This is a genomic window from Mesorhizobium sp. CA12 (assembly GCF_020165255.1).
GTDB lineage: Bacteria > Pseudomonadota > Alphaproteobacteria > Rhizobiales > Rhizobiaceae > Mesorhizobium.
Map to the genome: position 1 here is coordinate 21,464 of NZ_JAIUHT010000024.1, position 22,393 is coordinate 43,856.

Annotated in this window: 17 protein-coding genes; 1 reads left to right on the forward strand and 16 read right to left on the reverse strand. The window is 65.4% G+C overall.

Annotation, left to right across the window (positions count from 1 at the left end):
- Positions 1–22: 22 nt before the first annotated feature.
- Genes LB520_RS27255 through tssA form a run of 16 tightly spaced genes read right to left on the reverse strand, consistent with a single transcriptional unit; the run spans position 23 to position 19,224 of the window.
- The gene (locus LB520_RS27255; RefSeq protein ID WP_224639990.1) at positions 23–1,051 is read right to left on the reverse strand and encodes a PAAR-like domain-containing protein; all 1,029 of its coding nucleotides are present in this window, start codon (positions 1,049–1,051) and stop codon (positions 23–25) included.
- On the reverse strand, positions 1,052–2,074 hold the full coding sequence (locus LB520_RS27260) for a beta-ketoacyl synthase N-terminal-like domain-containing protein (RefSeq protein WP_224639991.1): 1,023 nt from the start codon (positions 2,072–2,074) through the stop codon (positions 1,052–1,054).
- Complete coding sequence (locus LB520_RS27265) at positions 2,071–3,174, reverse strand: DUF2169 domain-containing protein (protein WP_224639992.1); 1,104 nt, start codon at positions 3,172–3,174, stop codon at positions 2,071–2,073. The genes LB520_RS27260 and LB520_RS27265 overlap by 4 nt, the downstream gene beginning before the upstream one ends.
- On the reverse strand, positions 3,174–3,716 hold the full coding sequence (gene tagF, locus LB520_RS27270) for a type VI secretion system-associated protein TagF (protein WP_224639993.1): 543 nt from the start codon (positions 3,714–3,716) through the stop codon (positions 3,174–3,176). The genes LB520_RS27265 and tagF overlap by 1 nt, the downstream gene beginning before the upstream one ends.
- Entirely contained in the window at positions 3,698–7,237 is a 3,540-nt protein-coding gene (gene tssM / locus LB520_RS27275) for a type VI secretion system membrane subunit TssM (protein WP_224639994.1), read from the reverse strand. The genes tagF and tssM overlap by 19 nt, the downstream gene beginning before the upstream one ends.
- Before the next feature lies 1 nt (position 7,238).
- Entirely contained in the window at positions 7,239–8,564 is a 1,326-nt protein-coding gene (gene tssL, locus LB520_RS27280; protein ID WP_224639995.1) for a type VI secretion system protein TssL, long form, read from the reverse strand.
- Between the two features lie 4 nt (positions 8,565–8,568).
- Positions 8,569–9,903 (reverse strand): type VI secretion system baseplate subunit TssK, encoded by a 1,335-nt coding sequence (gene tssK, locus LB520_RS27285; protein ID WP_224639996.1) that lies wholly within the window; start codon positions 9,901–9,903, stop codon positions 8,569–8,571.
- 35 nt (positions 9,904–9,938) lie between these two features.
- Complete coding sequence (gene tssJ, locus LB520_RS27290; protein WP_095765815.1) at positions 9,939–10,391, reverse strand: type VI secretion system lipoprotein TssJ; 453 nt, start codon at positions 10,389–10,391, stop codon at positions 9,939–9,941.
- A gap of 4 nt (positions 10,392–10,395) precedes the next feature.
- Positions 10,396–11,835, reverse strand: coding sequence for a type VI secretion system-associated FHA domain protein TagH (gene tagH, locus LB520_RS27295; protein ID WP_224639997.1), 1,440 nt, complete (start codon positions 11,833–11,835; stop codon positions 10,396–10,398).
- Positions 11,835–12,899 carry a type VI secretion system baseplate subunit TssG gene (gene tssG / locus LB520_RS27300; RefSeq protein WP_224639998.1) on the reverse strand — a complete coding sequence of 355 codons (1,065 nt, stop codon included), beginning with the start codon at positions 12,897–12,899 and terminating at the stop codon, positions 11,835–11,837. The genes tagH and tssG overlap by 1 nt, the downstream gene beginning before the upstream one ends.
- On the reverse strand, positions 12,863–14,737 hold the full coding sequence (gene tssF / locus LB520_RS27305) for a type VI secretion system baseplate subunit TssF (RefSeq protein ID WP_224639999.1): 1,875 nt from the start codon (positions 14,735–14,737) through the stop codon (positions 12,863–12,865). The genes tssG and tssF overlap by 37 nt, the downstream gene beginning before the upstream one ends.
- Before the next feature lies 1 nt (position 14,738).
- The gene (tssE, locus tag LB520_RS27310; protein WP_224640000.1) at positions 14,739–15,491 is read right to left on the reverse strand and encodes a type VI secretion system baseplate subunit TssE; all 753 of its coding nucleotides are present in this window, start codon (positions 15,489–15,491) and stop codon (positions 14,739–14,741) included.
- Complete coding sequence (locus tag LB520_RS27315) at positions 15,478–15,954, reverse strand: Hcp family type VI secretion system effector (RefSeq protein WP_095765810.1); 477 nt, start codon at positions 15,952–15,954, stop codon at positions 15,478–15,480. Before LB520_RS27315 ends, tssE begins: the two co-directional genes overlap by 14 nt.
- Positions 15,955–15,999: 45 nt before the next feature.
- A complete protein-coding gene (gene tssC, locus LB520_RS27320) occupies positions 16,000–17,505 on the reverse strand; it encodes a type VI secretion system contractile sheath large subunit (RefSeq protein WP_042638543.1) in 1,506 nt (501 codons plus the stop codon).
- A 3-nt stretch (positions 17,506–17,508) separates the two neighbouring features.
- Complete coding sequence (tssB, locus tag LB520_RS27325) at positions 17,509–18,045, reverse strand: type VI secretion system contractile sheath small subunit (RefSeq protein ID WP_095765809.1); 537 nt, start codon at positions 18,043–18,045, stop codon at positions 17,509–17,511.
- 6 nt (positions 18,046–18,051) lie between these two features.
- Positions 18,052–19,224, reverse strand: a complete 1,173-nt coding sequence (tssA, locus tag LB520_RS27330) for a type VI secretion system protein TssA (RefSeq protein WP_224603289.1) — start codon at positions 19,222–19,224, stop codon at positions 18,052–18,054.
- 332 nt (positions 19,225–19,556) lie between these two features.
- On the opposite strand from tssA, the gene tssH reads away from it, so the two are divergent.
- Positions 19,557–22,391, forward strand: a complete 2,835-nt coding sequence (tssH, locus tag LB520_RS27335; protein ID WP_224640001.1) for a type VI secretion system ATPase TssH — start codon at positions 19,557–19,559, stop codon at positions 22,389–22,391.
- Positions 22,392–22,393: the final 2 nt, after the last annotated feature.

A 22,393-nucleotide genomic window follows, 5' to 3' on the forward strand; every position in this document is an offset into this window, starting at 1 on the left:
CCTCCTCGCGGACATATCCGCGTCAAGACGGTACGGCGCTCACATTGGCATTGCCGCCATGGCCCGTGGCGAAGGATGTCGCGGTGGGAGCGCTGGTCTCGGGCCCACCGACTTCGGTGCTGTCGGTGCAGCCCATCTGGTCCTTATAATAGGAATCAAGCACGATCTTGATGCACTCAGCCTGGGCGTCCGTCAGGTTGGCGGCTTTCTTGACCGATTTGACGCCAGCGGCCCGTGCCTGACTGTATTTCCATTTTCCGCCGTTGGCCTTGACATTGGCCTTCTTGGCCTCCGCCCGGGTAACGTCATGAGCGACCTTATGCTGCTCGCCATGGTCCATGTTGTCCTTCAGGCAGATGCAGGGCGCGTCGTCCTCATTGTAGTTCCGTCCCGGATGCGGGCTGCCCGACTGGAAGATATTCTTGAGCTTCTTCCAGACGCGCGCCGCTATCTTTTTCGCCGACTTGAAGGACTTCTTGGTCGAGGCGCGAGCACCGGCCCGCACGAAGGCGCAGTTGTCGATGATATGATGCGGCTCATACCCCTTGGCGCATTTGTTTGGCTTGTACATGAAGAGGTAGTCTTCATAGAGTTTCTGACAGGTCGGGGTCCAGCCGGGGTTGGCCTTGCACACATGCAGCCATGGCGGCGTGTTCGCCGCTGAGCCGTGATTGTTTGTCGCCAGGTCGGTGAACCTTATCACCGGCTCGCCATCGGCCTTCACGTTCGGCGACCAGGAATTGAAATACTCTTTTCCTGTGTTGTTGGAAGTGATGATGCCTTTCTTCGCGGCGCAGCCGGCTTCCGTTCCGGACGTCTTCGTCAGGTCGGACTTGTTCTTGATGTTTATCGTCTTGCCGCCGATCTTGACCGTCCCGGTGCCGTCCTCGGTGTCGGAGGCGAAGCCGAAACTCGGATAGGGGACAGGAACGCCAGGCGGTGTCGCCGGGTTTTCGGGTGGCGTGAAACAGGTGTCGGGGAAAGCGGCGATCGTCTTGGCGTCGACAGCCTTGCCGGAGATTTCCAATCCGTTGGCGAAGACGTTGGACATTTAGCTCAGCCTCGACGCCACGACGGCGGCGCCGCATGCGCCCTCGTCATTCGATGCTTCGATCAGCACCGGATTTCCGGCCGCATAACCTTTCCTTGCAGCCGTGAACGCCATGCCGATCATTGTCGGTACGACAGCGGCCCCGATATTTCCAATCGACTCGCCCGGAGACCAAAGGTCTTGGAAGTCCACGTGGCCGCGCATCTGGCGCAGAAATGCAAGAGCTGTTTGCTTGAACCAGTACTGCTCGCCGATCAGGTCCGATATTCGGTAGCCTATCCCGACCATGGCGAAGCGCGATTCCCTGAGCGCAACGCCGTATGCTGCGGCCATACCCTCGCCGCGAAGTGGGAGGTCCTGCTTGTTGTAGATGGCGGCCGGCTCGCGCGCCAATCCGACACCGAGCAGGGTCAAGGAGCCTTGCCCGGGCTTCGTGCAAAGCACGGCGGCGGCGGCCTCTCCGGGGATGAAGCCGTTCGGATTGAATTTGGTCATCAAGCGGCTCTGGTCGAGATAATATCGGACCGTGCGGGGCGTGAGGTAGCTGTCGACGCCCGCGATCACGACATTGGCCACCTCACCCGAGGAGATTAGACGGCGCGCCTGCTCGAGCGCGGCGTGGCCCGACGGCCTGCCGTAGCTGATGATCCGCGATTTCGTATGCGGAGCCATTTCCAGGATCTCGGCGATCTTTCTCAGTAGCCTGGAGGCGTCGCGGACCGGCCTTCCCGACCGGCCTTCCTCGGCTAGGCAAAGGATGAGCGCCGTCTGCTCTCCGGCAATGCGCGCTCCACTCAGTGTTTCCGATATCGCACCGGCGGCCAGATGCGCGATCCTGCGCTCTCCGACCCAGTCGCGTGGAAGGGACACGGGAGCGCCGATCAGGGGCTCTCCCCGCGCGCCCGTGAAACGTGTCTCGCGAAATCCGTCGAGCCTCGCGCGCATAGCAGCGCAGGACGCGGGAGCGTCCAGTCCCACGGAGGTGACCATCCCAACCGAGGCGATATCGATCGTCCCGTTCAAGCGGCGTCCTCCTCCTCGTCCGGGGCGGTACCGTTGGCTCGTATGAAGATGCGCCCCGTCCTGTGCGCGTGGATCATCGACTCTGTAGGCGCGCCGATCCAGCATTCTGTAAAATCAAGCACAGTGCGCTCGATCCGGCACGAAATACGCCAGACCAACGAGAATCGTTTTGCCTCCGGATCGAATAGGATTGTATCCGGGTACACGTCGCTTTCGAAAGCGGTGAACCTGCTCTTGAAGAGCCGCATCGGGAGCGCCGTCGGAGGCAGCCGGAACGCGGTTCGTCCCTCTGGCGTCAGATTGACCAGCACCACGTCCTCGCCGCCTCGCGGATGGTCAATCTGCTGGTCGGACGGCGCCATTTGGAAATATCGCTCGTCGAAATCGGGCGGCAAAAACGGGAAGATGTTGTCGATCCAGTTCTGGTCGTAGGTGCCGCCATATTCGATGCGGCCGGGCCAGCCACGTCCCATCGGCCCGAACGCCATTGGCCTGTAGTCGCCGAAGGGCGAGCGGATCTCCTCGCCGGGAGCCTGCGTGTTCGGTAATCGAAGGCCTGGAATAAGGCGTTGATTCCTTGTCCGCGACCAGCCAGTGCCGACCGGATTATGTCTATAGCTAGCGGGAAGCTGGTCCTCGGGGTCGAGCCGGTCGACGCCACCCCAGGCGACATCGTACGAAATGGGCAACTTCAGGAAGGGCTGCGGCGCGGTTGCGGTGAACACCGGTCCGATGGCCCGCCATTCGCGGTGGCCGACGACTTCGAACAGCTTTGACCAATTGCCAATCTTGATGCCTACCGGCACGCGTTCGGCTGGACGCCCTCCCGGCGCATACGCAAAGCCATTTGCAATCACGTCGCAGCGCGGCTTGCGGAAGGCGAAATCGGTTTCCCACAGCGTCGCCGAATAGCCCGGCACGCCGGTGTGCGTGTCCGCCATGACCAGCGGAACCTGTTCTGCCGATTTCCGCACCAGCCCGGCGGGTGTCGCGGGAAAATCGAAAGTGCCCTTTACCACCACGACCAGCCACTCATGGCCGGCCTTGTCCATGCCCATGGTGAACTGATGCGGATAGCCCATCTGGTTCCAGATCTGCATCAGCTGGTCTCCCAACTCGCGGCGAAGATCTGCTCGAGCGTCGGCTGCGGCGCTTGCGGATCGACATCGAAAATGTCCGTATGCGCCGTCCACATCACGAGGTCGACGATGATATCTCCATCCCCATCGACAGGTGGCGCAGGCAGCGCTGTCAGGGCGGCGTCCAGCTCATCGGGCACCAACTCCCCGCGCTGCGCGGCGAAGGCTGCGTTCTCGACGCCGTCGAACCAGCCATCGGAATAGGCCAGCTTCAGCGGCGCCTCAGAAAGCCGGGCGACCACGCTCAGCGGGAACCGCCGGCCGATCCTGTCCGCGCTCTGCAGCACGACGCCGGCCGCAGCACCGAACGAAGCAGGGCCGCTAAGGAACCGCAGCGCCGTGTCCGCCGGCCAGGTCTCTACCCCGAACAGCGGCACGATGTGCTGCGCCAGCCAGCGGTCCCACCTGCGCACGAAATCGCCCGGCAGCCGGCGCGTGACGAAATCGCCGGCGGCAGGCATCTTGCCATAGAAGCCGGGCAGGATCAGATCTGCGGCGGACATGTGAACTTCTTGAACATTTCGAGCGTGTAGGGGTTCTCGACGCTGGCTGCCTTGAGCTCGAAATCGGCCCACATCCCCTTGGTGCCGAGCCGCAGGCTGTAGACGTCGGTGAGCTTGGTCGCGTTGAAGCGGCCGCCGCGCAGCATCCTCAGCCACGCCCAGCTGCCGGTCTCGTTGAGCATCACCTCGGGCGAGCCGTCGACCGGCTGGAAGGCGAGCGAGATCACGCCGGTGCCGTCCTTGCCCGGCCATGTCATCGGCTGCGGCCTGGTTGCGTTGTTGTAGTAGACGAGGTTCTGGCCATCGAGGTTGAGCGTCACCCGCGCCACGTTGGGCGACAGATCCTTGGGTTCCAGCGTGAAATTCATCACGGGACCGGTGCCGCCGGGGAACAGGTCGTCACGAATGTGGCGCGCCTGCTCGAAGGCCGCCAGCGCCGCCGGGTCGAGGCCGAAATCGGCGCGCCATTTCCACGGCTCGCTGGCGGTGTCGACATAGTTGATCAGATGGTCGTTGGTGAAGGCGTCGATGAGCCCGGTCGGGCCGAACAGGCGCTGGAAGTCGCGCACATTGACGTCGACCGCGCTGTCGGGGCTGAACGGATAGCGGTTGTTGAGCGCCGCCTGACAGAAGGGCAGGATGTCGGCGCGCCAGATGGCGTTGAGCTCGTTGGTGACGGCCTTCTGCGACAGGCCGCTTGTGTCGCCGGCAATTCCGCCCAGCCAGTCGTTCATCGGCGAGGGCAGGATCTGCGCCTGCCTTGCGACTGCGCCTGTCAGTTCGGCAAGCCCACCCTGTTTCTTGATGGCGTCCTGCGGATCGGGGTTGGCGGTCACCGTCTGCAACACATTGGACAGGGCCGTGAGCGCCACGACGGCGGCGTCGAGCGCCGGCGGCTGGCCGTCGATCTGGGCGATCGTGCCCTTGAGCGGCTTGAAATGCTCGGCCACCAGGCTGCCGGTCATGTCGACCTGATCGGCCGAGCCCGCGCGGGGCAGCAATTTCGCTCCCGTCTTCACCACCTTGCCCAATTTGCCGAGCTTGCTCAAAAGCTTCGAGCCGGTCTTGGCAGCGCCGCTCTTGTCGTCGGCCGACGCCTCGTCGGAACGGGTCAGGTCGGTCTCCTGCACCACCGCGGTGAGCAGGCGCTTCAGCGCGGAGTCGGCGCTGGAAAGATCCTTGAGGTTCTCGCTGGCGACGTTGAGGTCGGTCAGCGGCGCCAGCCGCATGTCACGAAGGAAACTGTCCCACTGCGCGATATAGTCATCGTAATAGAGCTTCAATATGTCTTCCGACAGCGCCGAGACCGACGTCTCCGAATTCTCCGAACAGCCGCCGGCAAACACCGCGCGGTCGAGCGCCGCCTGTCCGGCGACATCCTCGACCCGGTCGAGGATCGCGTCGTGGAAGCCGGCATAGGTATAGGGGCCCGGAACGCCGACGCGCAGCGTCTTGTCGGAGCGGCGCGCGAACACCTTGGCGCCGTTCGGTCCGGCGAAATTGGCCGGCACCCATTCCTTGACCGCCGCCACTTCCGGGTCGGCAAGCAACTGCTTGTAGGCGCGCTCCGGCAGCGAGATCGTGCACACCGTCTTCAGCGCCTCGGCGACCAGCTCCTTGTCCGGCGCGATGTAGCTGTCGTCGACGGCCATGCGGCGGATCGCGGCAAGCTGGTGCTGTTCGGCGTCCGCGGTCGGGAAGGGCGCGGCCGGCGCGAATTGCGGCAGGTTGTTCACCCACCAGTTCTGCACGAAATCGGTGTCCATCTGCGACAGGCCGGTCATCATCCGGTAGGTCTTCAGCGCGCCGAGCATGAAGTCCGGATCGCGGATCTGCCGCCACATCGTCGCCTCAAGCAGCGCCACCATGTGCGGCTCGAGCACATTGCGCAAAGCGTGGTCGTAAGTGTCGGTCTGCGCGCGTATGAGCTCGGCCGAAGCGGTCGGGCCGAGCAGATTATGGACGGCATCCGGCGGCGCGGTCCGGGCCGTGGCCACCGCGTCCATTGCCGCCAGCGCGCCGTCCATGGTCGGCTGCTCGACCGCGGCCGGCATCGCCGCGACGTCCGTGAGCGGCGCCTGCAGCGCCTCGAATTGGCCGGCCTGTTCGGCGATCGCATTGCGGTTGTCGAGATAGGACCAGGTGAACAGTCCGCCGGCGAGCAGGGCGGCGAGCGCACAGGCGGCGGCGGCTCCGCGCCAGATCAAGGCGCGGCGGCGCTGCGCCAACGGATCGAATGTGCCGAGGCCGGCTTCCTTGAAGATCACTTCGGTGAGCAGATTCCTGAGGAAGAAGCTGCGCTTCTCGACGCGCGCCGCCGGCATGGCGCGACGCGGCGGCAGCCCGAAGGATGACGACAGCGCCGCCGTCAGCCGGTCAATCGGCGCGCCTTCCTGCGTCGCCGAGGTCAGATAGAGGCCGCGCAGCCAGGCGGCCTCCTCGTAGCGGCTCTCGCCGAACATCGCCTCGACCAGCACCTGGATCGGCTCCGACAGGCTGGCAAGCTGCGCGGGGAAGCGGAAGATCTCGGCGCGCTGGCCAAGCTTGTCCTCGTCCTCCAGCCGCGGCACCAGCCGCCGCTCCAGTTCGGTGGCAAGCCTGGCGAGTTCCGTCTGGATCATGCCGGCACCGACGCGGGCGTCGAGCGGGAAAGTGGTTCCCCACACCTGCTCGCGCGCCGTGGTCGACAAGCCGCCGAAGAACGCTTCGAACCCTTTGATCAGATCGGCCTTGGTCAGCATCAGGTAGACAGGAAGGCGGATCTCCAGCCGGTCGTTCAGCTCCGCCAGCCGGCGGCGGATCTTTCTGCCATGCGCCTTGATCGCGTCGTCGCCCTCCGACAGCGCGTCGATCGACAACGCCACGATCACCCCGTTGAGCGCGCGCCGGCCTCGGTGCTTCTTTAGAAGGTCGAGGAAGCCCAGCCACTCCGCCGCGTCGACATCCGGCTGGCTTTCCTGCTGGACGTAGCGGCCGGCGGTGTCGATCAGCACCGCGTTCTCGGAGAAGAACCAGTCGCAATTGCGCGTGCCGCCGACTCCCTGCAGATCGTCCGTGAGGTCGATCGGGAAATTGAGGCCGGACTGGCGCAGTGCCGTGGTCTTGCCTGTGGCCGGCGGACCGACGATCACATACCAGGGCATCTCGCGCAGGAATTTTCTGCCGCCGAGCTTGCGGCGCTTCAGCTCCGCCATCACCTCGCCGAACTTGGCGCCGACGGCGGCCACGCTTTCCTCGCCGGGCGTAAGCTGCTTTTCGGCGACCGGCGCCGCGATCTCGGCGACGAACATGCGGTTGGCGCGGATCGCGCGGCGCTGCGCGATGATCAGCCAGATCAGCCACAGGATGATCAGCCCGGCGATGATGGCGATGCGCACATTGTCGGATTCGAACGGCGCATAAGGGCCGACCTGCACGATCGGGCCGAACACCCAGATCAGCAGCGAAAGCAGCGCGATGCCGATCAGCGTCCAGAGAAAACGCGAGGTGATGACGGCCCAGAGGAAGCGCAGGATGAACATCTCAGAGCCTCTTCTCGACCAGAACCTCGACGCGCCGGTTGAGCGCGCGGCCCTCGCGCGTCGAGTTGTCGGCCACCGGATCGGTTTCGGCGCGGCCCTCGGAAGAAATACTCTCCTGCGGCACGCCGGCTTGCACCAGAAGCTTGGCTATGGTTTCGGCGCGCGCTTCCGACAGACGCTGGTTGCTGGCCAGCGGGTTGGATTTTTGCAGGCGCACATTGTCGGTATGGCCGACCACGGTGATTTTTCCGATCAGCTCCTTATTGTCCAGGATCACCTTGGCGATCGCTGCGATCAGCGGTTCGTATCCTTCCGTCAGCGTCGGCCGGGAGGATTGGAACAGCTCGGGATTGGAGGACTGGATGATGAGCTTCGCCAGCGAGACGCTCTCGGTGCCGCTCAGCGCTCCTTTGAGGTTGTCCGGCGCTTCGGCCTTGAACTCCGGCAGCAGCGCGAAATCGACCGGTTGCGGCTCGGGCGCGGGTGCATCCTGCTTGGGCGCCGCGCGGGTGATGTCGCCGCGCGAGGCCGGCGGCAGCGTGCGCACCAGCGCGGAGAGCTCGACCGCCTGGCTGCTCAGGCCCATCGACAGGCCGATATAGGCGGCTGCGGCGACGACGATCGCGGCAAGCGCCATCACCCAGATCGGCACGATGAAGCGCTGCGGCTCGTCGGAGGCGATCACGCCTTTCCAGCTCGGCGACAGCGGCGCGTCCTCGGCATCCGCATTGCGCAGGAAGCGCGCCGCCGCCACGCGCACGGCGTTGAGCGAACGGTCGCCGGCGCGGCCGGGCACGCGGTATTTGCCGCGGAAGCCGAGCGCCAGGCAATAATATTGCAGCTCCAGCATTTCGCGGTCGCGGTTGGGATGCCGCTCCAGCTCGTCGAGGCGGGTGAAGAACTGGGTGCCGGCGTCGACATCGCCGCGCAGCATGACGACCAGCGGCTGGCGCGGCCAGGCGCTGGCGCCGCCCCACGGCGTGTTGAGCGCGAGATCGTCGAGCAGCGCCGCCACCGCCCATGCGGCCTGGTCGGCGCGCTCCAGCGACGAGCCCGCGGCAACAGCGGCATCGCGCGCCCGCACCAGCTCGTCGAGCAGGCGCGTGCGCATGACTTCCGGGTTCTCCGGCGCCAGCGCGCTTTCGAGCTCCGGCGCGAATTCGAGCAGCGGCGCGAAGATGTTGATCAGCGTATTGGGATGGGCACGCGCCCGTTTGACCGGCGCGCCCGGTGCTAGCGGCGCCATCGGCCGGGGCGCGGCTCCGGTTAGGCGGATGCGGGTTCGCTCGCGATCCTCCGACAGTCCGAAAGGATCATCCCGGCTCATGGCCTCACCTGTTCACCGAATAGCAGTCGACCTGCGGCTCGCTCGGCAGCACACCGGAAACGCCGATGACGAAGCCGGGCGCGTCGAGCAGCGAAGCCCAATGCTCGCTCTTCTGGTCGAGCTCCAGGCACAGCCGGTCGCCGTCATACGGGATCTCGCGCGGCTGCGAATGCAGCGGTTTCAGCGGAATGCCCGGCAGGCGCGACTTCCACAATCCTTCGAACTGGTCGGCGGAGCCGACCGTCGCCTGGTTGACGAAGATCTTGCGCAGCGCGTCTTCCGAAAGCTCGGAGCCGACGCGGATGACGATGCGGCTGGCGACCAGCAGTTTCGGATTGTCGATGCGCACCTTCCAGACATTGGTCGCGTGCCGCATGACCGGCAGCGCGCGCGACTTCGGCTCGATGTAGCGCAGGCTGAGGATGAGCGAACGCAAGGCGTCGGCCAGCGCCATATAGGCGGGACCCGGCGCCATGTGGTCGTAGGCCGGCAGCTCTCCGAGCCGCCGCGAGCTCGAGCCGTAGGTGGCCATTTCGCCGGCGAGGCCGGCAAGCTCGAGATAGAGCTCGGCCGGATGGAAGACATCCTGCGCCAGCATATGCGCAAGGCGCGGCCGCGCGGCATTGGCGAGATGCAGCATCAAAAGGTCCTCGACGCTGCGGCCGGCGCCGCCCATCACCATCTTGCCATGCGCCTCGGCGATTTGGTCGAGGCCGGTGACGACCTCCTGCAGCAATTGCCGGTACCAGTGGACGGCGCCGGTGATCAGCGTCGGCGGCAGGAAGGCCTGGTCGAGCGAGACGCCGCCATCGGCGCGCACGCCTTTGATGTCGGCGACCGGCAGCGCCGTATAGCCGCCAACCGATTTGCCGGGCGCCAGCAGCACCGCTTGCGGCCGCGCGATCTCGATCTCTTCCGGATCGGCGCCGCCCTTCACGGCATCGCGCACCGCAACGATCTTGCCGTGGTAGCGCGCGCCCGTCGACGCGGAATGCGCCGGATCGAAGCCGACGCCGCCGGGCGGCTCGAGCGGCAACGCCACCAGCACCGGCCCGGCGCCGGTGTCGGCCGTGACCGGCAGCGGCTTCGGCGCGTCCATCAGTTCCGGGATGGAGAAGGGCGTACCGTCCGGGAAGATGCCCCGGGCGGACACGATCGACACCTGGCCGGCATCGAGCAGCGACTGGTCGAGCGTCAGCTGCTGGAAGCCGAACGTATGGAGCTGGCCGGCCTGCAAGGCGCCGCGCACCATTCCCTCGAAGAACCGGTCCTGCTGCTGGAAGTGCTGGGTCCTCAAGAAGAGTCCCTCGGACCACAGCACCCTGTTTGCGTCGCTCATGCCACTGCTCTCTGCACTGCCGCGCTGTCTCGCCGTCAGGCGGAAATGCCGCCCTTGCCGAGGCTGACGTTGATGGTGAATTTCGACCCCGGCGATACCGACTTGGTCGTGCGCCAGTTGCGTCCGCCTGGCTCGCGGATCAGCGCGACGAAGCCGAGCGCCGTCGCGTTCGGTTCGACCGTGATGGTCTTGGCTGCCGTCTTGCCCGGAGCGACCGAGATTGCGTCCGATCCGATGAGGTCGGCGCCCAGCGCAGAGCCGGCATCGCCCTGCAGCGCGAAATAATCGGCCGAGTTGAACTTGCCTGTGCTGGCAAGCCGCATCACCAGCACGGTCACCGGCCTGTCGCCGCCGCCCGGTCCCGGATTCATGCCGGCGCCACCGGTCACGTTGACCGAGATGACCGATGGTTTCGGCGGGCCGCTCTGGCAAGCCGCAAGCAGCCCCGTCGCGCCGATGGCGACGATGAATTCACGTCTGTCGATCATGTCCCTACTCCTCTTCATATGCGTCCCTGAAATCTGCGCCGATCTCGCCCAGGAAGCTCGATTCCGCGCTCTGGGCGATGTCGCGGTGGCGTTTCTGGTAAAGCTCCCACAGCTTGGCATTGCGCCCGCCGGCAAGCAGATTGCCGATCGCGGAATTGGACTTGAGCTCTTCCTCGATCGCGGCCGGATCGAAGCGGTCGATCATGCGCCGCAGCGCCGCCTGCACACCGCGCCAGGCGCGCACGTGGTGCTGCGCGAGGTCCTTCACCGCGTCGCCGATCGCCGCCTCGCCGGACAAAAAGCCGGGGCTGCGTTCCGCGATGATGGTGACGATGACATCCTCGACCGTCGGCAGGAATTTGAGCGGGTTGACCTCCGAGGCGCCGACCATGGTCTGAGCGACGCGCGCGCTGCCCTTCTCCTCGGCGCGCTTGCGCAGGAGCTGCATCAGCCCATCGAGCATCAGCCGGTACTCGCGCCCGAATTTCTCCATTTCGGCGATCGGATCGCGCCCGGGGAAATCGGCATCCTCGACGCCCATGCCGCGCAGGAACGCCGCGCGCAACGCCATGTCGCTGGGCGCCGGTTGCATCGAACGTGACGGTTTGGGAGCGGGACGCGGCGGCGCAGCGGGTTCGGCCCGCACCGGCATCTCCCATGGGCGGGCGGCCTGCGGCTTCTCGGCGGCCTTTTCGACGCGGCGAGCTGGATCGGCACTGTTACCGGAAGCGGGCGTCGCGGCTGGCCCGAAGCCGAAATCGTCGAAGCCGGACGGTTTCGCCGCGGGTTCGGGCATATCGCTGCGCAACGGCATGTCGCCGAAGCCGAACGGATCCGACCTGCCGACGGCGGGCTCGTTGTTCGATGCCGGCGTCGCCACCGGATCGAGGCTAAACGGGTCGTCGAAGGCGGGCGAGCTGCGCAGGTTGGAACTGCGATCGTAAGCTCCGGGCACAGGCTGCTCGAACGGATCGGGCAGTCCTCCCGGGCGCGGCCGCTGCGGCTCTTCCTCGACCTTGGCCGAGAAAAAGTCGTCGCCGCCGATGCTGGCTGGTGTCCGCGATTGTGACGACCATGCCGGCTCGGCGTTGGCGATCGGCGCCTGGCTGATCGAGGTGTGGCCGGCGCTGGGCTGCACCTCGACATGGAGCACATAGTCGCCCATGCGCAGCCGCATGCCACTTTGCAGGCGCGTCGACCTGCCGGTGCCGAGCGGGCTGTCGGAATCGTCGATGAATAGTCCGCTGCTCGACGTGTCGGTGACGTAATAGCCGTCGCGGCCGCCGCTGATCTTGCAGTGCGCGCGTGAGACGAACATGTCTGGATCGTCGATCTGCCAGCCGGCATCGGCGCTGCGGCCGATCACTAGCTCGCCCTCGTCCAGCCGGGCCTGTCTGACCACCTGCGAGCGCGGGCCTTGTTCCAGGGTCAGCAGGAGGCTCATCAGGCTGCCTCCGCCATGTCCGGCCGCCAACCGACGATGGTGCGCAGCCTGAGATCGTCGGCGTCGCCCTTTTCGACAGGGCGCGAAAGCCAGGAGGTACGGCCGAGCTGGATGGTTCCCATCTTCGGCGAAGGCACGGCGTCGCGCGCGAGCACGATGCGCAGATCGACGTCGAGCGCTTCGCCGATCATGTCGCGCACCGCCTTCTTGAACAGGGCAAGGCGCCGTTCTCCGGGCAGGAACGATTTGAAGTCGTCGAGGCTCAGCGGGCCGACGCGCAATTCGATCCGGCTCTGCCGGCTGAAGACGCGCGGGCCGATCGTTGCTCCGCCGCCGAGCGCCGCATATGCCTTGCCGATGCGGCTCTGCAGCGCCGTGGGAATGGTGATCCAGGCGGCGACGAATTCCTTGATTTCAACCGGCACCTTGAAGGCCGTGGCGAGAAAAAGCGTTAGCCGCTCCGCGCCGTCGACCTGGTTGGCCAGCGATCCGGCCTGGCGCAGCCGCACCGTATCGAGTTCGGAATCCTGCGTGCCGGGAAGGCCGATGCCGGCCATCGCTTCCAGCATGGCGCGGACGCGCCCGCCGACCGAACGTTCGACCTGCACCGCCGGATGCGCATCTGCCCATGCGCGGTAGTAGAGCGCGATCATGCGATGCTGCAGGATGTTGACGAAGTCGACGAAGGTCGTGTCGCTGGTCTGCTCGGCGCCGGCGCCGGTGAACCAGCGCTGCGACAGCCGGTCGAGCACCCAGCGCGTCAGATGCAGCGGCATCGGCCCTTCCGGCCCGAGCAGGCCAAGATTGGCGACGGTCACCCGCGCCGGCGCCTTGTCCGTAGCGTCCTGGAATTTGATCACGTCCCTGGCCGAGAAGCTCAGTCGCACATGCTGGCCGAGCCTTGCCGGCTCGCGGTCCGCGGTTCCGGAATGCCCGAACAGTCCGCGCCGCTGCTCCAGGCGGCGCAGCAGCTCGAAGAAGTCGAAGCTCTCCGACAGCGCCTCGGCCTCGGCTAGGGCGGGCTGCGCTAGATCAGGTAGCGATTGCCGGGCATCATCGGCCATGGCACATCCTCCTGCTTCTGCAGCAGCCGCGTACGCGTCCGCACAAAACCGTTTATCCCGGCATGGCGGGCAAACAGCCGCGCCAGCAGAGCCGAAAGCAGCAGCGTGCTCTGGCCCGCCAGAACCGACTGATCGACATGCAGGGTCACCTCGGTGCCGCGTCCGAAACACATCGGCCCGTCGATCTTGAGCCGCTCGATCACCGGCCGCGAATCGATCCGGGTGATCGAATGCACGTTGCGGGCAAGGCTCGGATCACCGCGATCGGCATAGAGGTCGAGCAAGGCATGCAGCGGATCGACGCCGCGGCCTTCCTTGGCGAGGCTCAGGAAATTGAGCGAGAGCTGCGCCACCAGCCGCCACGCGAGATTGTCGGCGCGGGATTCGCCTTCGGCGCCGGCCGGCAGCGCCGCCGGGATCGCCGGCTGCGGCGGCCGCAGCGCGCCGAGCAGGCGTACCGCTTCCACCGGGTCGGCGGTCTCCAGCGTCAGCGACGGCGTATCGTCCAGGATCGGCAGGTCGCGGTTGGTGCAGAGCGCCATCACGTCGAGCCGCTTGAGCGGCCGGTTCGGCTGGCTGCCGGCCGGACGCGAGACTGCGATAAAGACATCGTCGCCGGTGTAGGAGGTGCGGGTCAGGCCGTCGCGCCGTTCATCCTCCGTGGCCCGCCGCGGGCGCCGCTCGGCCGAATAAACCCAGCCGCTGCCGCGGTTCTGTCCCAGGCTGAACAGTTCGGGGATGGTCGCCTCGCTGCCTTCGGCATCGGCGTCTTCCACCCGAGTGACCCGGAAGATCTCGAAATCGCGCGCCCGGGTGCGGTCGGCGTGCAGCACCTGGCGCGTCCGGCGCGGATCGATCTCGATGACGTTGCACTCGCGTTCGAACAGATTGATGATCGGCGTCGCGAACAGCTCGAAATCGGCCGCTGTCACATCGGCGAGCTCCGGCACGGGACGCCGGAACAGGAGGACGATCTCCATTCCCCCATCGCATTTGCGCACCACCGGCTGCAGGCCGGCGACGCGCACATAGTGGAAGCGTTCGGGGATCATGAAATATTCGCGCAGCAGCCGGTATCCCTCGAAGGTCGGCCGCGTGCGCGGCATCAGCGCTTCATCGTCGTGGATCCCGACCATTTCGGGCTCGGGCAGCGCGGCGAGCGGATTGGTCTTGCCTTCCGGCCGCGCGCCGACGGCCGAACAGGCGCCGAAGATCGCGTCGAAGATGAGCGGCGCCTTGGCGCGTCCGGCGAAATAGAGATCGAGGCGGTCGAGCGACAATTCGCTGAGCTTGCCCTTTCCGGTCCGGGTAAGCGCGATGCGGAATGCCGCTTCGCCGCGCACGCCGCCGACCGGCGCGATGCCGGCGGCGGCGAGCGCGCTGCGGTCCTGGAAATAGCTGACCGAATTGATCGCGATCGGCCACAGCGTCACCTCTTGCGCGGTGGAGAAGGTCGAGCGCGTCGAGAGCCCAGGATGCAGGCCGGAAACCAACCGCGTGCCGCGCGCCACCGCATGGCCGGCGATCATCGATTGCACCTGCTGTCCAGGTTTCAGCACGGCCATCGCCGTCGCCGGCGCCGGCGTCACAAGGTCGGGATAGAGCACGTCGAGCACGGCGCGCGAGAAGCGCGAGCGCTCGGCGTCGACCTTCAGCCGCGTGCGCGCGGCAAGAAAGGCCACGCCGTCGAGCAGCCGTTCGACATAGGGATCGGGGCAGGGGACGGTATCGAGGGAAAGGTTGCGGGCCACCGCCGGATGCATGTCGGCGAATTCCGCGGCCAGCGCGCGGATATGGGTCAGTTCCTCTTCGTAATACTCCACGAAGACCCGATCCATCTCAGGTCTCCCGGAATTCGGTTCGCGCAAGGCCGTTGTCGAGATTGATCGTGGTGCGCAGCCGCATGCGTTCCGGCGTCGGCGTCATGATCAGCACGGCGTCGATCTCGATCTTGAGACCGACGGTCTTGTCGCCAAGCGTGACGTTGACGGTCGTAGCGCTTTCCTTAAGGCGCGGCTCAAAAGTGGCGAGCACCGCACGGATTTCGCGCGCTAAAGTATCGCGGTCGAAATCCCGCGACGAACGGCCCGAAAAGGACGGCACGCCGTAATTGACGACGCTGCGCCGCACCTCCGGAAAGTCGGCAAGCGGCGGCAATTCGTCCAAGGGCTGTTCATGCTCGGCGTCGGAAAGCATCGGGACGGACTCGAAACGCTCTGTGTTGAACAGGGCCTCGATATCGCGCCGGACCGCTTCCCTGAGCACGCGCGCCGACACCACCACGCCGCGGCTTTCGATCTCGGTGCGGTGCTCGGTCTGGAAGACCAGCCTGTGCAGTCGCCGTTTCTGCTCGGGCGTCAATTCCGCATCGGCATCGATGACGCGGGCGCTGCCGGCAAGAAGGGCCTCGACGCGCTCGGTGCCGAGTTCTTCATCCAGCAGGCGGCGCAGCCCATCGATCTCCGACGTCAGCCCGGGCAAATCGTTGACAAGGCGGTCCCAGAGGGAGGGCTGGACCGCCTCGCGTTTTGCCCGCGAGCTGCCGGCGAGCTGCGCCTTCGCGGCCGGCCGCTTGGCCTCACTTGCCGACATAGACGTCCATTTCGATCTCGTCGTCCTTGTCGTAGACGAACTTGATCTTCTTGTAGGCGAAGCTGACTTCTTCCTCGATCAGGTCTGGCTCGTCGTGCGCCTGCCGCATGTCGTATTCCATGATCGAGGCGTCGGTGAGCGTCACCACCAGATAGTCGCTGGTCTCGCCGTCGATGGTGCGGCGTGCCGAGAACACCACCTCGTCGAGCGCCTTGTTCTCGAACAGTGCCTTCTTCAGATAGGGCGACGACTTGTCGTAGTGCTTGATGAATTTGATCATACCCATCGACACGCGGCCGCGCCGCGAGAGCGAATTCGGGTCGTAGGGCGCGATCATCTTATAGTCGACGCCATGGATCTCGATTTCGTCTTCATGGCCGTCGCGCTTGCTCGGGCCTTTGATGTCCGGGACTTTCAGGAAGCCGTCGATCTTCGTCGAAGGCGCATCGGTTCTCTCTGGCATTGTCTTTCTCCACCGCTACAAACAAGATGACTTTGCTTAACGATTTCAGCCCTTCACCGACGGCAGTTCCGATACCAGCCGGAGCGAGGCGTTGATGCCTTCCAGCTGGTAGTGCGGACGCAGATAGAAACGGGCATTGTAGTAACCGGGCCGGCCCTCGACGCTGTCGACCTGGACCTCGGCCGCGGCGAGCGGGCGCTTGGCGCGCGCCTTGTCATCGGCAAAGGCTGGATTGGCCAGCACATACCGGTTGATCCATTCGGTCAACCAGATCTCCATGTCGGTGCGTTCCTTGAACGAGCCGATCTTGTCGCGCGCAATCGCCTTCAGGTAGTGCGCGAAGCGCGAGACCGGGAAGAGGTAAGGCAGGTTGGCGCTCAGCCGTTCGTTCGCCTGGGCGTCGGGATCGACCAGACGTCCGGCGCGCGTTTCGTCGTCCTGCAGCGAATGCGCGCCGATGAAGGCCGCGAGATCGGTGTTCTTGCGGTGCAGGATCGGCATCAGGCCGAGCTTGGCCAATTCCGCCTCGCGCCGGTCGTCGATGGCGACTTCGGTAGGGCATTTCATCGCGATCGAGCCATCGTCGGTCGGGAAGGCGTGCACCGGCAGGTTGAGCACCGTGCCGCCATTCTCGACGCCGCGGATCTGGGTGCCCCAGCCATAGAGCTTGTGGCTGCGGTTGATGTTGACGCCCATCGGGAAGGCGGCATTCATCCAGACATATTTGTTATGGTCGCCGCCCACCTCCTCCTCGAAGGTGAAGCCCTTCACCGGAACGGTTTCGGAGCCGTAGGGCAGGCGTGCCAGCACGCGCGGCATGGTGAGGCCGATATAGCGGGCGTCCTCACTCTCGCGCAGCGACTGCCACGAGGCATAGGCCGGGTTGTTGACGATCATCTGCAGGTCCTGCGGGTTGGGCAGTTCCTGCCAGCTGTCCATGCGGAACAGCCGCGGCGAGGCGGCGGCGATGAACGGCGTGTGCGCCGAGGCGCAGACGCCGGAAATGTTGCGCAGCAGGCCGACGTCGCGCGGATGGTTGGAGAACTCGTAGGCGCCGATGATGCAGCCGATCGGCTCGCCGCCCAGCATCGAATACTCGTCCGTGTAGACCTTCTTGAAAATCGGGCTCTGGTCCCACATCTGGCCTTCATAGTCTTCGAGCGTGTCGGCCAGCTGCTCCTTGGAGATGTTCATCACCCGGATCTTCAGCTTGGTATCGGTCTCGGTGTTGTTGATCAGGTACCAGAGGCCGCGCCACGTGCCTTCCATCTCGCGCACTTCCGGCGCATGCAGGATCTCGTTGACCTGCGTCGTCAGCATCTTGTCGATGCCGGCGATCAGCGACTTGATCGACTTGATCGCATTGGAAGAGATGGTTGTGGTCTCGGAGCGCGACTGTGCGGCCAAAGCCAGGTTGCGCACCAGTTGCTGCAGCTTCTCGCTGTCGTCCTTCTTGACCTTGAAATCCTTTTCAAGGAGTCCACTGAATTCGCCGAGATCGATGGCTTCCGCCTCGGCGGTGGCGGCTGCGGTCTTTTGCTGTTCGGCCATGACTTACTCCTCGCCCTTGCCGTCATCCATCGCCTGGCTGGCGATCTTGCTCAGCAGCGGCTCGTTGTTCAAAAGCTGTGCGATGCGCTTTTCGGCGTCGACGCGGCCGTCCATGAAGCCCAGCAACTCCTCGAGTTGACGGCGCATCTTCAGGATCTCGGCCAGTTGCGGGACCTGCTCGGCGATCTTGTCCGGCGCGAAGTCACCCATCTTCGAGAAGGTGAGATCGACCATGAGCTCTTCCTCACGCTCTTGGCCCTCGGCCTGCGGCAGGGTGTTCTTCACCCGCGCCTTCACGCGCGGCCCCATCGCCTCCATGAATTTCGGGAAGCGGTTGGCGTCGGTTTCGACGAAGTTGCGGTCAAGCACCGACTTCGACGCTTCCTTGGTCTGCGAAGCGCCCGCAAGATCGGCCATCACGGCCATGACGAACGGCAGTTCGATCGTCGTCGGGCTGCCGTAGGTTTCGACGTCGTAGGCGATCTGCACGCGCGGCGCGCGGTTTCTTTCGATGACCTTCGCTTTGCTCTCTGCTGGCATGCTTTTCTACCTTTCATCCTTCTGGGCCGGCTTCTTGGGATCGGGAACGCCGGCAAGCAGCCGGAACTCCTTCAGCCCCGACGGGGCGAGATCTTCCATCAGTTCCACGAAATCCATGTGCACCATCCGGCGCACGCGCCGGGCGAGATGCGGGATGGGGCTGGACGGCTCGGTGCGGTCGTAGAAGGCGACCACGAGGTCGAGGCATTTGACGACCTCGTCGCGCGAGTTGATGCGGTCCGGCAGACCGGTGCTCGCTTCCACGGCGCTTGTCACACTTGCCATCGTCTCGGCTCCATGACCGTTGCGGGCGGGCATTGCTGGTTCCGCCGCCGCCTGCGGAGCGGCCTTCGCGGCACCATTCGCCGTGGCGCCGGCACCGGAATTCCGCTCCAGCGTCGTCAGCAAACGCTGCAGGAACTTCTTCAATTCCGGGATAGTGGCGCCATGGCCGTCGATGCGGGCGTTGAGCGCGGCGTCCACCGCGTCGAGGGCAGCGATCGCGGCCCGCGCGTCGGCGAGCAGCGAGGTCATCACATCCGCTGCTTGATCGATTTGCGCCGCGCATCCGGTGCGAACGCGGTTCAACAGCTGATTGTGGGCGCTCGTCAGCGCCGCCTTTTCGGCGGCCCCAAGGCCAGAGGCCGCTTCCTGGAGCATGACGCGTTCGTCGAGCGCAGCCTGTTCGAGGTCCCGGCCGCTGATCGGTCCGATCGCGCGCGGGGAGAAGAAGGCCATCTGCCTGAGGTTCGCCAGCAAGCCTTCCTGGCCGTTCTGCAGATCGAGCAGCGCGTTGATGCGCCGCAAGGCAGCATCGCGCGGCGCGCCTGTCCGCAGCGACGGGTGCATGGTGTCCCAATACTGCTCAAAGGTTCGCGCGATCAGCGTCAGGCCCTGGGCGAGGCCGGCCAGCCCTTCCTCGTTGGCCAAGGCCCGCGCGACGATGACCAGCAGGCGCAGGTCCCGGCCGCGGGCGCGCAACTCTTCGGCCTTTTCGAGCACCGCCGCCCAGTCGACAGGACTGGGTTGCGAGGTGGGCTTGCTGTTACCGTCATGGACAACTTTGAGCTGAGGCTCGGCCAGGCGCTCCAGCTCATGAAAGGCCGGGTCGTTGCGCAAGTCCTCTCCCGACGGATTCTCACCGTTCAGAGGATTCAGCCAGAGTGCGAGATCAATCACACCAACCCCCAGCCAGCGGCCCTGAGACCCCTATGTAACGTAACGTTATCACCGGCTTCGCGCGACGACAATTGAGCACCTGCGCAAAAACTAACGGAAGCTAAACGCGACCGTTCTCTTCGGCGAAACCCATTGCGCGATTGCCGGACCCGGTATGTGAAATGGCTCGCATAGCCCGGGCAGCAATCGTGTTTGTTGGCCACGAGTTTGCAAGGCTTGTGTATCCGGGCGGTGCCGCCCGGATAGATTCAAAAACCTTATCAGCCATGCGGCTTTGTCAAGCAGCCGCTTATATGGCAGGGTACGGTCGGCAGGTTGCGGGAGCAGGTTCGATGGAACAGCGCCGGTCATCGCAGAGCTTCAAGCGTAAGGAACTGGTTGCCAAGCTGAACGCCACCGGGGTGCGCGCCTTCAAGGCCGCGGCCGACACGGCCAAGCTGCGCGGCAATCCTTATGTCGAGCTTGTCCATTTCATCCAGCAGTTGGTGCTGTCAGAACGCTCGGATGTGCAGATGATCATCGCCGACGCCGGACTGGATGCCAGCCGGCTGACGGCCGACATGACCCGAGCCATCGATAAGCTGCCCTACGGCGCCACCTCGGTGGAGGAATTCTCCGACCACATCTTCCACGCCATCCAGGAAGGATGGAACCTTGCGACGCTGGAGTTCGGCGTCGAGGAAGTGCGCAGCGCCCATATCCTGCTTGCCTGCCTGAAGACGCCGGTGCTGGAAGGCCTGGTCTCCAAGATCAGCGCCGAATTCGACAAGATCGACGCCGATGGGGTCATCTCCCGCTTCGCCGATGTCACCGACGGCTCGCTCGAGGCCGGCTCACCGCCCGCCGAGCACGCTGCCGAGACGCCGATGAAGCGCGGTCCGGGCGGGGATTCGGCGCTGGCGAAATACGCCACCGACCTTACACAGCGCGCCCGCGACGGCAAGATCGACCCTGTCGTCGGCCGCGACCCGGAAATAAGGCAGATCGTCGATATCCTCATGCGCCGTCGGCAAAACAACCCGATCCTGACTGGCGAGGCCGGCGTCGGCAAGACCGCGGTGGTCGAGGGTTTTGCGCTCCGCATCGCCCAAGGCGACGTGCCGCCGACGCTGCAGAATGTCAGCGTGCGCATGCTCGATGTCGGGCTGATGCAGGCCGGCGCCAGCGTCAAGGGCGAGTTCGAGAAGCGGCTGAAGGCGGTCATCGACGAGGTCCAAGCCTCAGAGGTGCCGATCATCCTGTTCATCGACGAGGCGCATACGCTGATCGGCGCCGGCGGCGCGGCCGGGACCGGCGATGCCGCCAATCTCCTGAAACCGGCATTGGCGCGCGGCGAGCTTCGCACCATCGCGGCTACGACCTGGGCTGAGTACAAGCAGCATATCGAGAAGGACCCGGCGCTCACCCGCCGTTTCCAGGTGGTCAAGATCGATGAGCCCTCGGAAGCGGTGGCCGTGCTGATGTTGCGCGGCGTTGCCGGCGTGCTGGAGCAGCACCATAAGGTGCAGATCCTGGACGAGGCGATCGAGGCCGCGGTCTCGCTCTCGCACCGCTACATCCCGGCCAGGCAATTGCCGGACAAGGCGGTCAGCCTGCTCGACACCGCCTGCGCCCGCGTCGCGGTCTCGCAGCATGCGACGCCGGCCGAGGTCGAGGACATCCTGCGCCGCCGCCAGGCGCTCGAGGTCGAGAGCGGCATCATTGGCCGCGAAGCCGCGATCGGCATCGACGTCGCCGACCGGCAGGCCCGTGTCGACGCCGGGCTGGCGGAAACCGAGACCGCTTTGGCCGCCGCACAGGCGCGCTGGGACCGGGAAAAGGCCTTGGTGGCCGAGATACTCGACCTGCGCGCAAAATTGCGCGGCGAGGGCGTGCCGCTCGATGCGGCAGACGATGAGGTCACTGCGGAGGCCGAGAGCGCGGAGGGCGCGGCAAAGGCGCCTGAGCAAACGGCGCCCGAGAGCAAGATCGGCGAGAGCAAGACTGGCGACGGCAAGCCTGCCGAGACCAGGAATGCCGAGGCCACGAACGCCAAGGCTGCGAAGGCCGAAGCGGTGTCCGCCGAGCCGGCAGACGAAGCCGCTGCCAATCTCGCGCGATTGCGCGAGCTGATGGCCGATCTTGCCGCGGCGCAAGGCGAGACACCGCTCATCCTGCCCTCGGTCGACCGCAATGCGGTCGCCGCCGTGGTGCAGGATTGGACCGGCATCCCGACCGGACGCATGCTGTCCAGCCAGACCGAAAAGGCGCTCAGGCTCGCCGCGACCCTGTCCGAGCGCGTCGTCGGCCAGGATCACGCGATGGAGATGATCGCCAGGCGCGTGCAGACCAGCCGCGCCGGCCTCGGCGCGCCGGAAAAACCGGTCGGCGTCTTCCTGCTTTGCGGCCCCTCCGGCGTCGGCAAGACCGAGACCGCGCTGGCGCTTGCCGAGACGCTCTATGGCGGCGAGCAGAACCTGATCTCGATCAACATGTCGGAGTTCCAGGAAGCGCACACCGTCTCGACACTCAAGGGCGCGCCGCCCGGCTATGTCGGCTACGGCAAGGGCGGCATCCTGACCGAGGCCGTGCGCAGGAAACCCTATTCGGTGATCCTGCTCGACGAGGTCGAGAAGGCGCATCCCGACGTGCACGAGATCTTCTTCCAGGTCTTCGACAAGGGCATGATGGACGACAGCGAAGGCCGTCGCATCGACTTCAAGAACACGTTGATCCTGCTCACCTCGAATGTCGGATCCGACGTCATCATGGATCGCACGAAGAACGGCACGGTGCGGACCGGCATCGACGATCTCGATACCGCGCTGCGCGCCCCGCTGCTGAAGGTCTTCCCGGCCGCCTTCCTGGGCCGCGTCGTCACGATACCCTATTACCCGTTGTCGGATTCCATGATCGAGGCGATCGCCCGTCACCAGTTCGGCAAGATCGCCAAGCGCCTCAAGGATACCAACGATGCCGAGCTGGTGATCGGCGACGGCGTCATGGACCTGGTCAAGGCGCGCTGCACGGAGATCGAATCCGGCGGCCGCATGATCGACGCCATCCTCACCAACACGCTGCTGCCGGAACTCAGCCGTGGCGTCCTCAACCGCTCGCTCGAGGGCAAGAAGATGGCGAAAGTCATCGTCGGCGCGTCGCCGGAAGGATTTACCTATTCGTTCGAATAGGC

What these genes read in the sequence shown, in the direction of transcription:
- tssC (WP_042638543.1), bottom strand. Translation starts at nt 17,505, where the DNA reads ATGGCCGAACAGCAAAAGACCGCAGCCGCCACCGCCGAGGCGGAAGCC.
- tagF (WP_224639993.1), bottom strand. Translation starts at nt 3,716, where the DNA reads ATGTCCGCCGCAGATCTGATCCTGCCCGGCTTCTATGGCAAGATGCCT.
- tssF (WP_224639999.1), bottom strand. Translation starts at nt 14,737, where the DNA reads ATGGATCGGGTCTTCGTGGAGTATTACGAAGAGGAACTGACCCATATC.
- LB520_RS27315 (WP_095765810.1), bottom strand. Translation starts at nt 15,954, where the DNA reads ATGCCAGAGAGAACCGATGCGCCTTCGACGAAGATCGACGGCTTCCTG.
- LB520_RS27255 (WP_224639990.1), bottom strand. Translation starts at nt 1,051, where the DNA reads ATGTCCAACGTCTTCGCCAACGGATTGGAAATCTCCGGCAAGGCTGTC.
- tagH (WP_224639997.1), bottom strand. Translation starts at nt 11,835, where the DNA reads ATGAGCCTCCTGCTGACCCTGGAACAAGGCCCGCGCTCGCAGGTGGTC.
- tssH (WP_224640001.1), top strand. Translation starts at nt 19,557, where the DNA reads ATGGAACAGCGCCGGTCATCGCAGAGCTTCAAGCGTAAGGAACTGGTT.
- tssK (WP_224639996.1), bottom strand. Translation starts at nt 9,903, where the DNA reads ATGAGCGACGCAAACAGGGTGCTGTGGTCCGAGGGACTCTTCTTGAGG.
- tssB (WP_095765809.1), bottom strand. Translation starts at nt 18,045, where the DNA reads ATGCCAGCAGAGAGCAAAGCGAAGGTCATCGAAAGAAACCGCGCGCCG.
- tssE (WP_224640000.1), bottom strand. Translation starts at nt 15,491, where the DNA reads ATGTCGGCAAGTGAGGCCAAGCGGCCGGCCGCGAAGGCGCAGCTCGCC.
- tssG (WP_224639998.1), bottom strand. Translation starts at nt 12,899, where the DNA reads ATGGCCGATGATGCCCGGCAATCGCTACCTGATCTAGCGCAGCCCGCC.
- LB520_RS27265 (WP_224639992.1), bottom strand. Translation starts at nt 3,174, where the DNA reads ATGCAGATCTGGAACCAGATGGGCTATCCGCATCAGTTCACCATGGGC.
- tssJ (WP_095765815.1), bottom strand. Translation starts at nt 10,391, where the DNA reads ATGATCGACAGACGTGAATTCATCGTCGCCATCGGCGCGACGGGGCTG.
- tssM (WP_224639994.1), bottom strand. Translation starts at nt 7,237, where the DNA reads ATGTTCATCCTGCGCTTCCTCTGGGCCGTCATCACCTCGCGTTTTCTC.
- tssL (WP_224639995.1), bottom strand. Translation starts at nt 8,564, where the DNA reads ATGAGCCGGGATGATCCTTTCGGACTGTCGGAGGATCGCGAGCGAACC.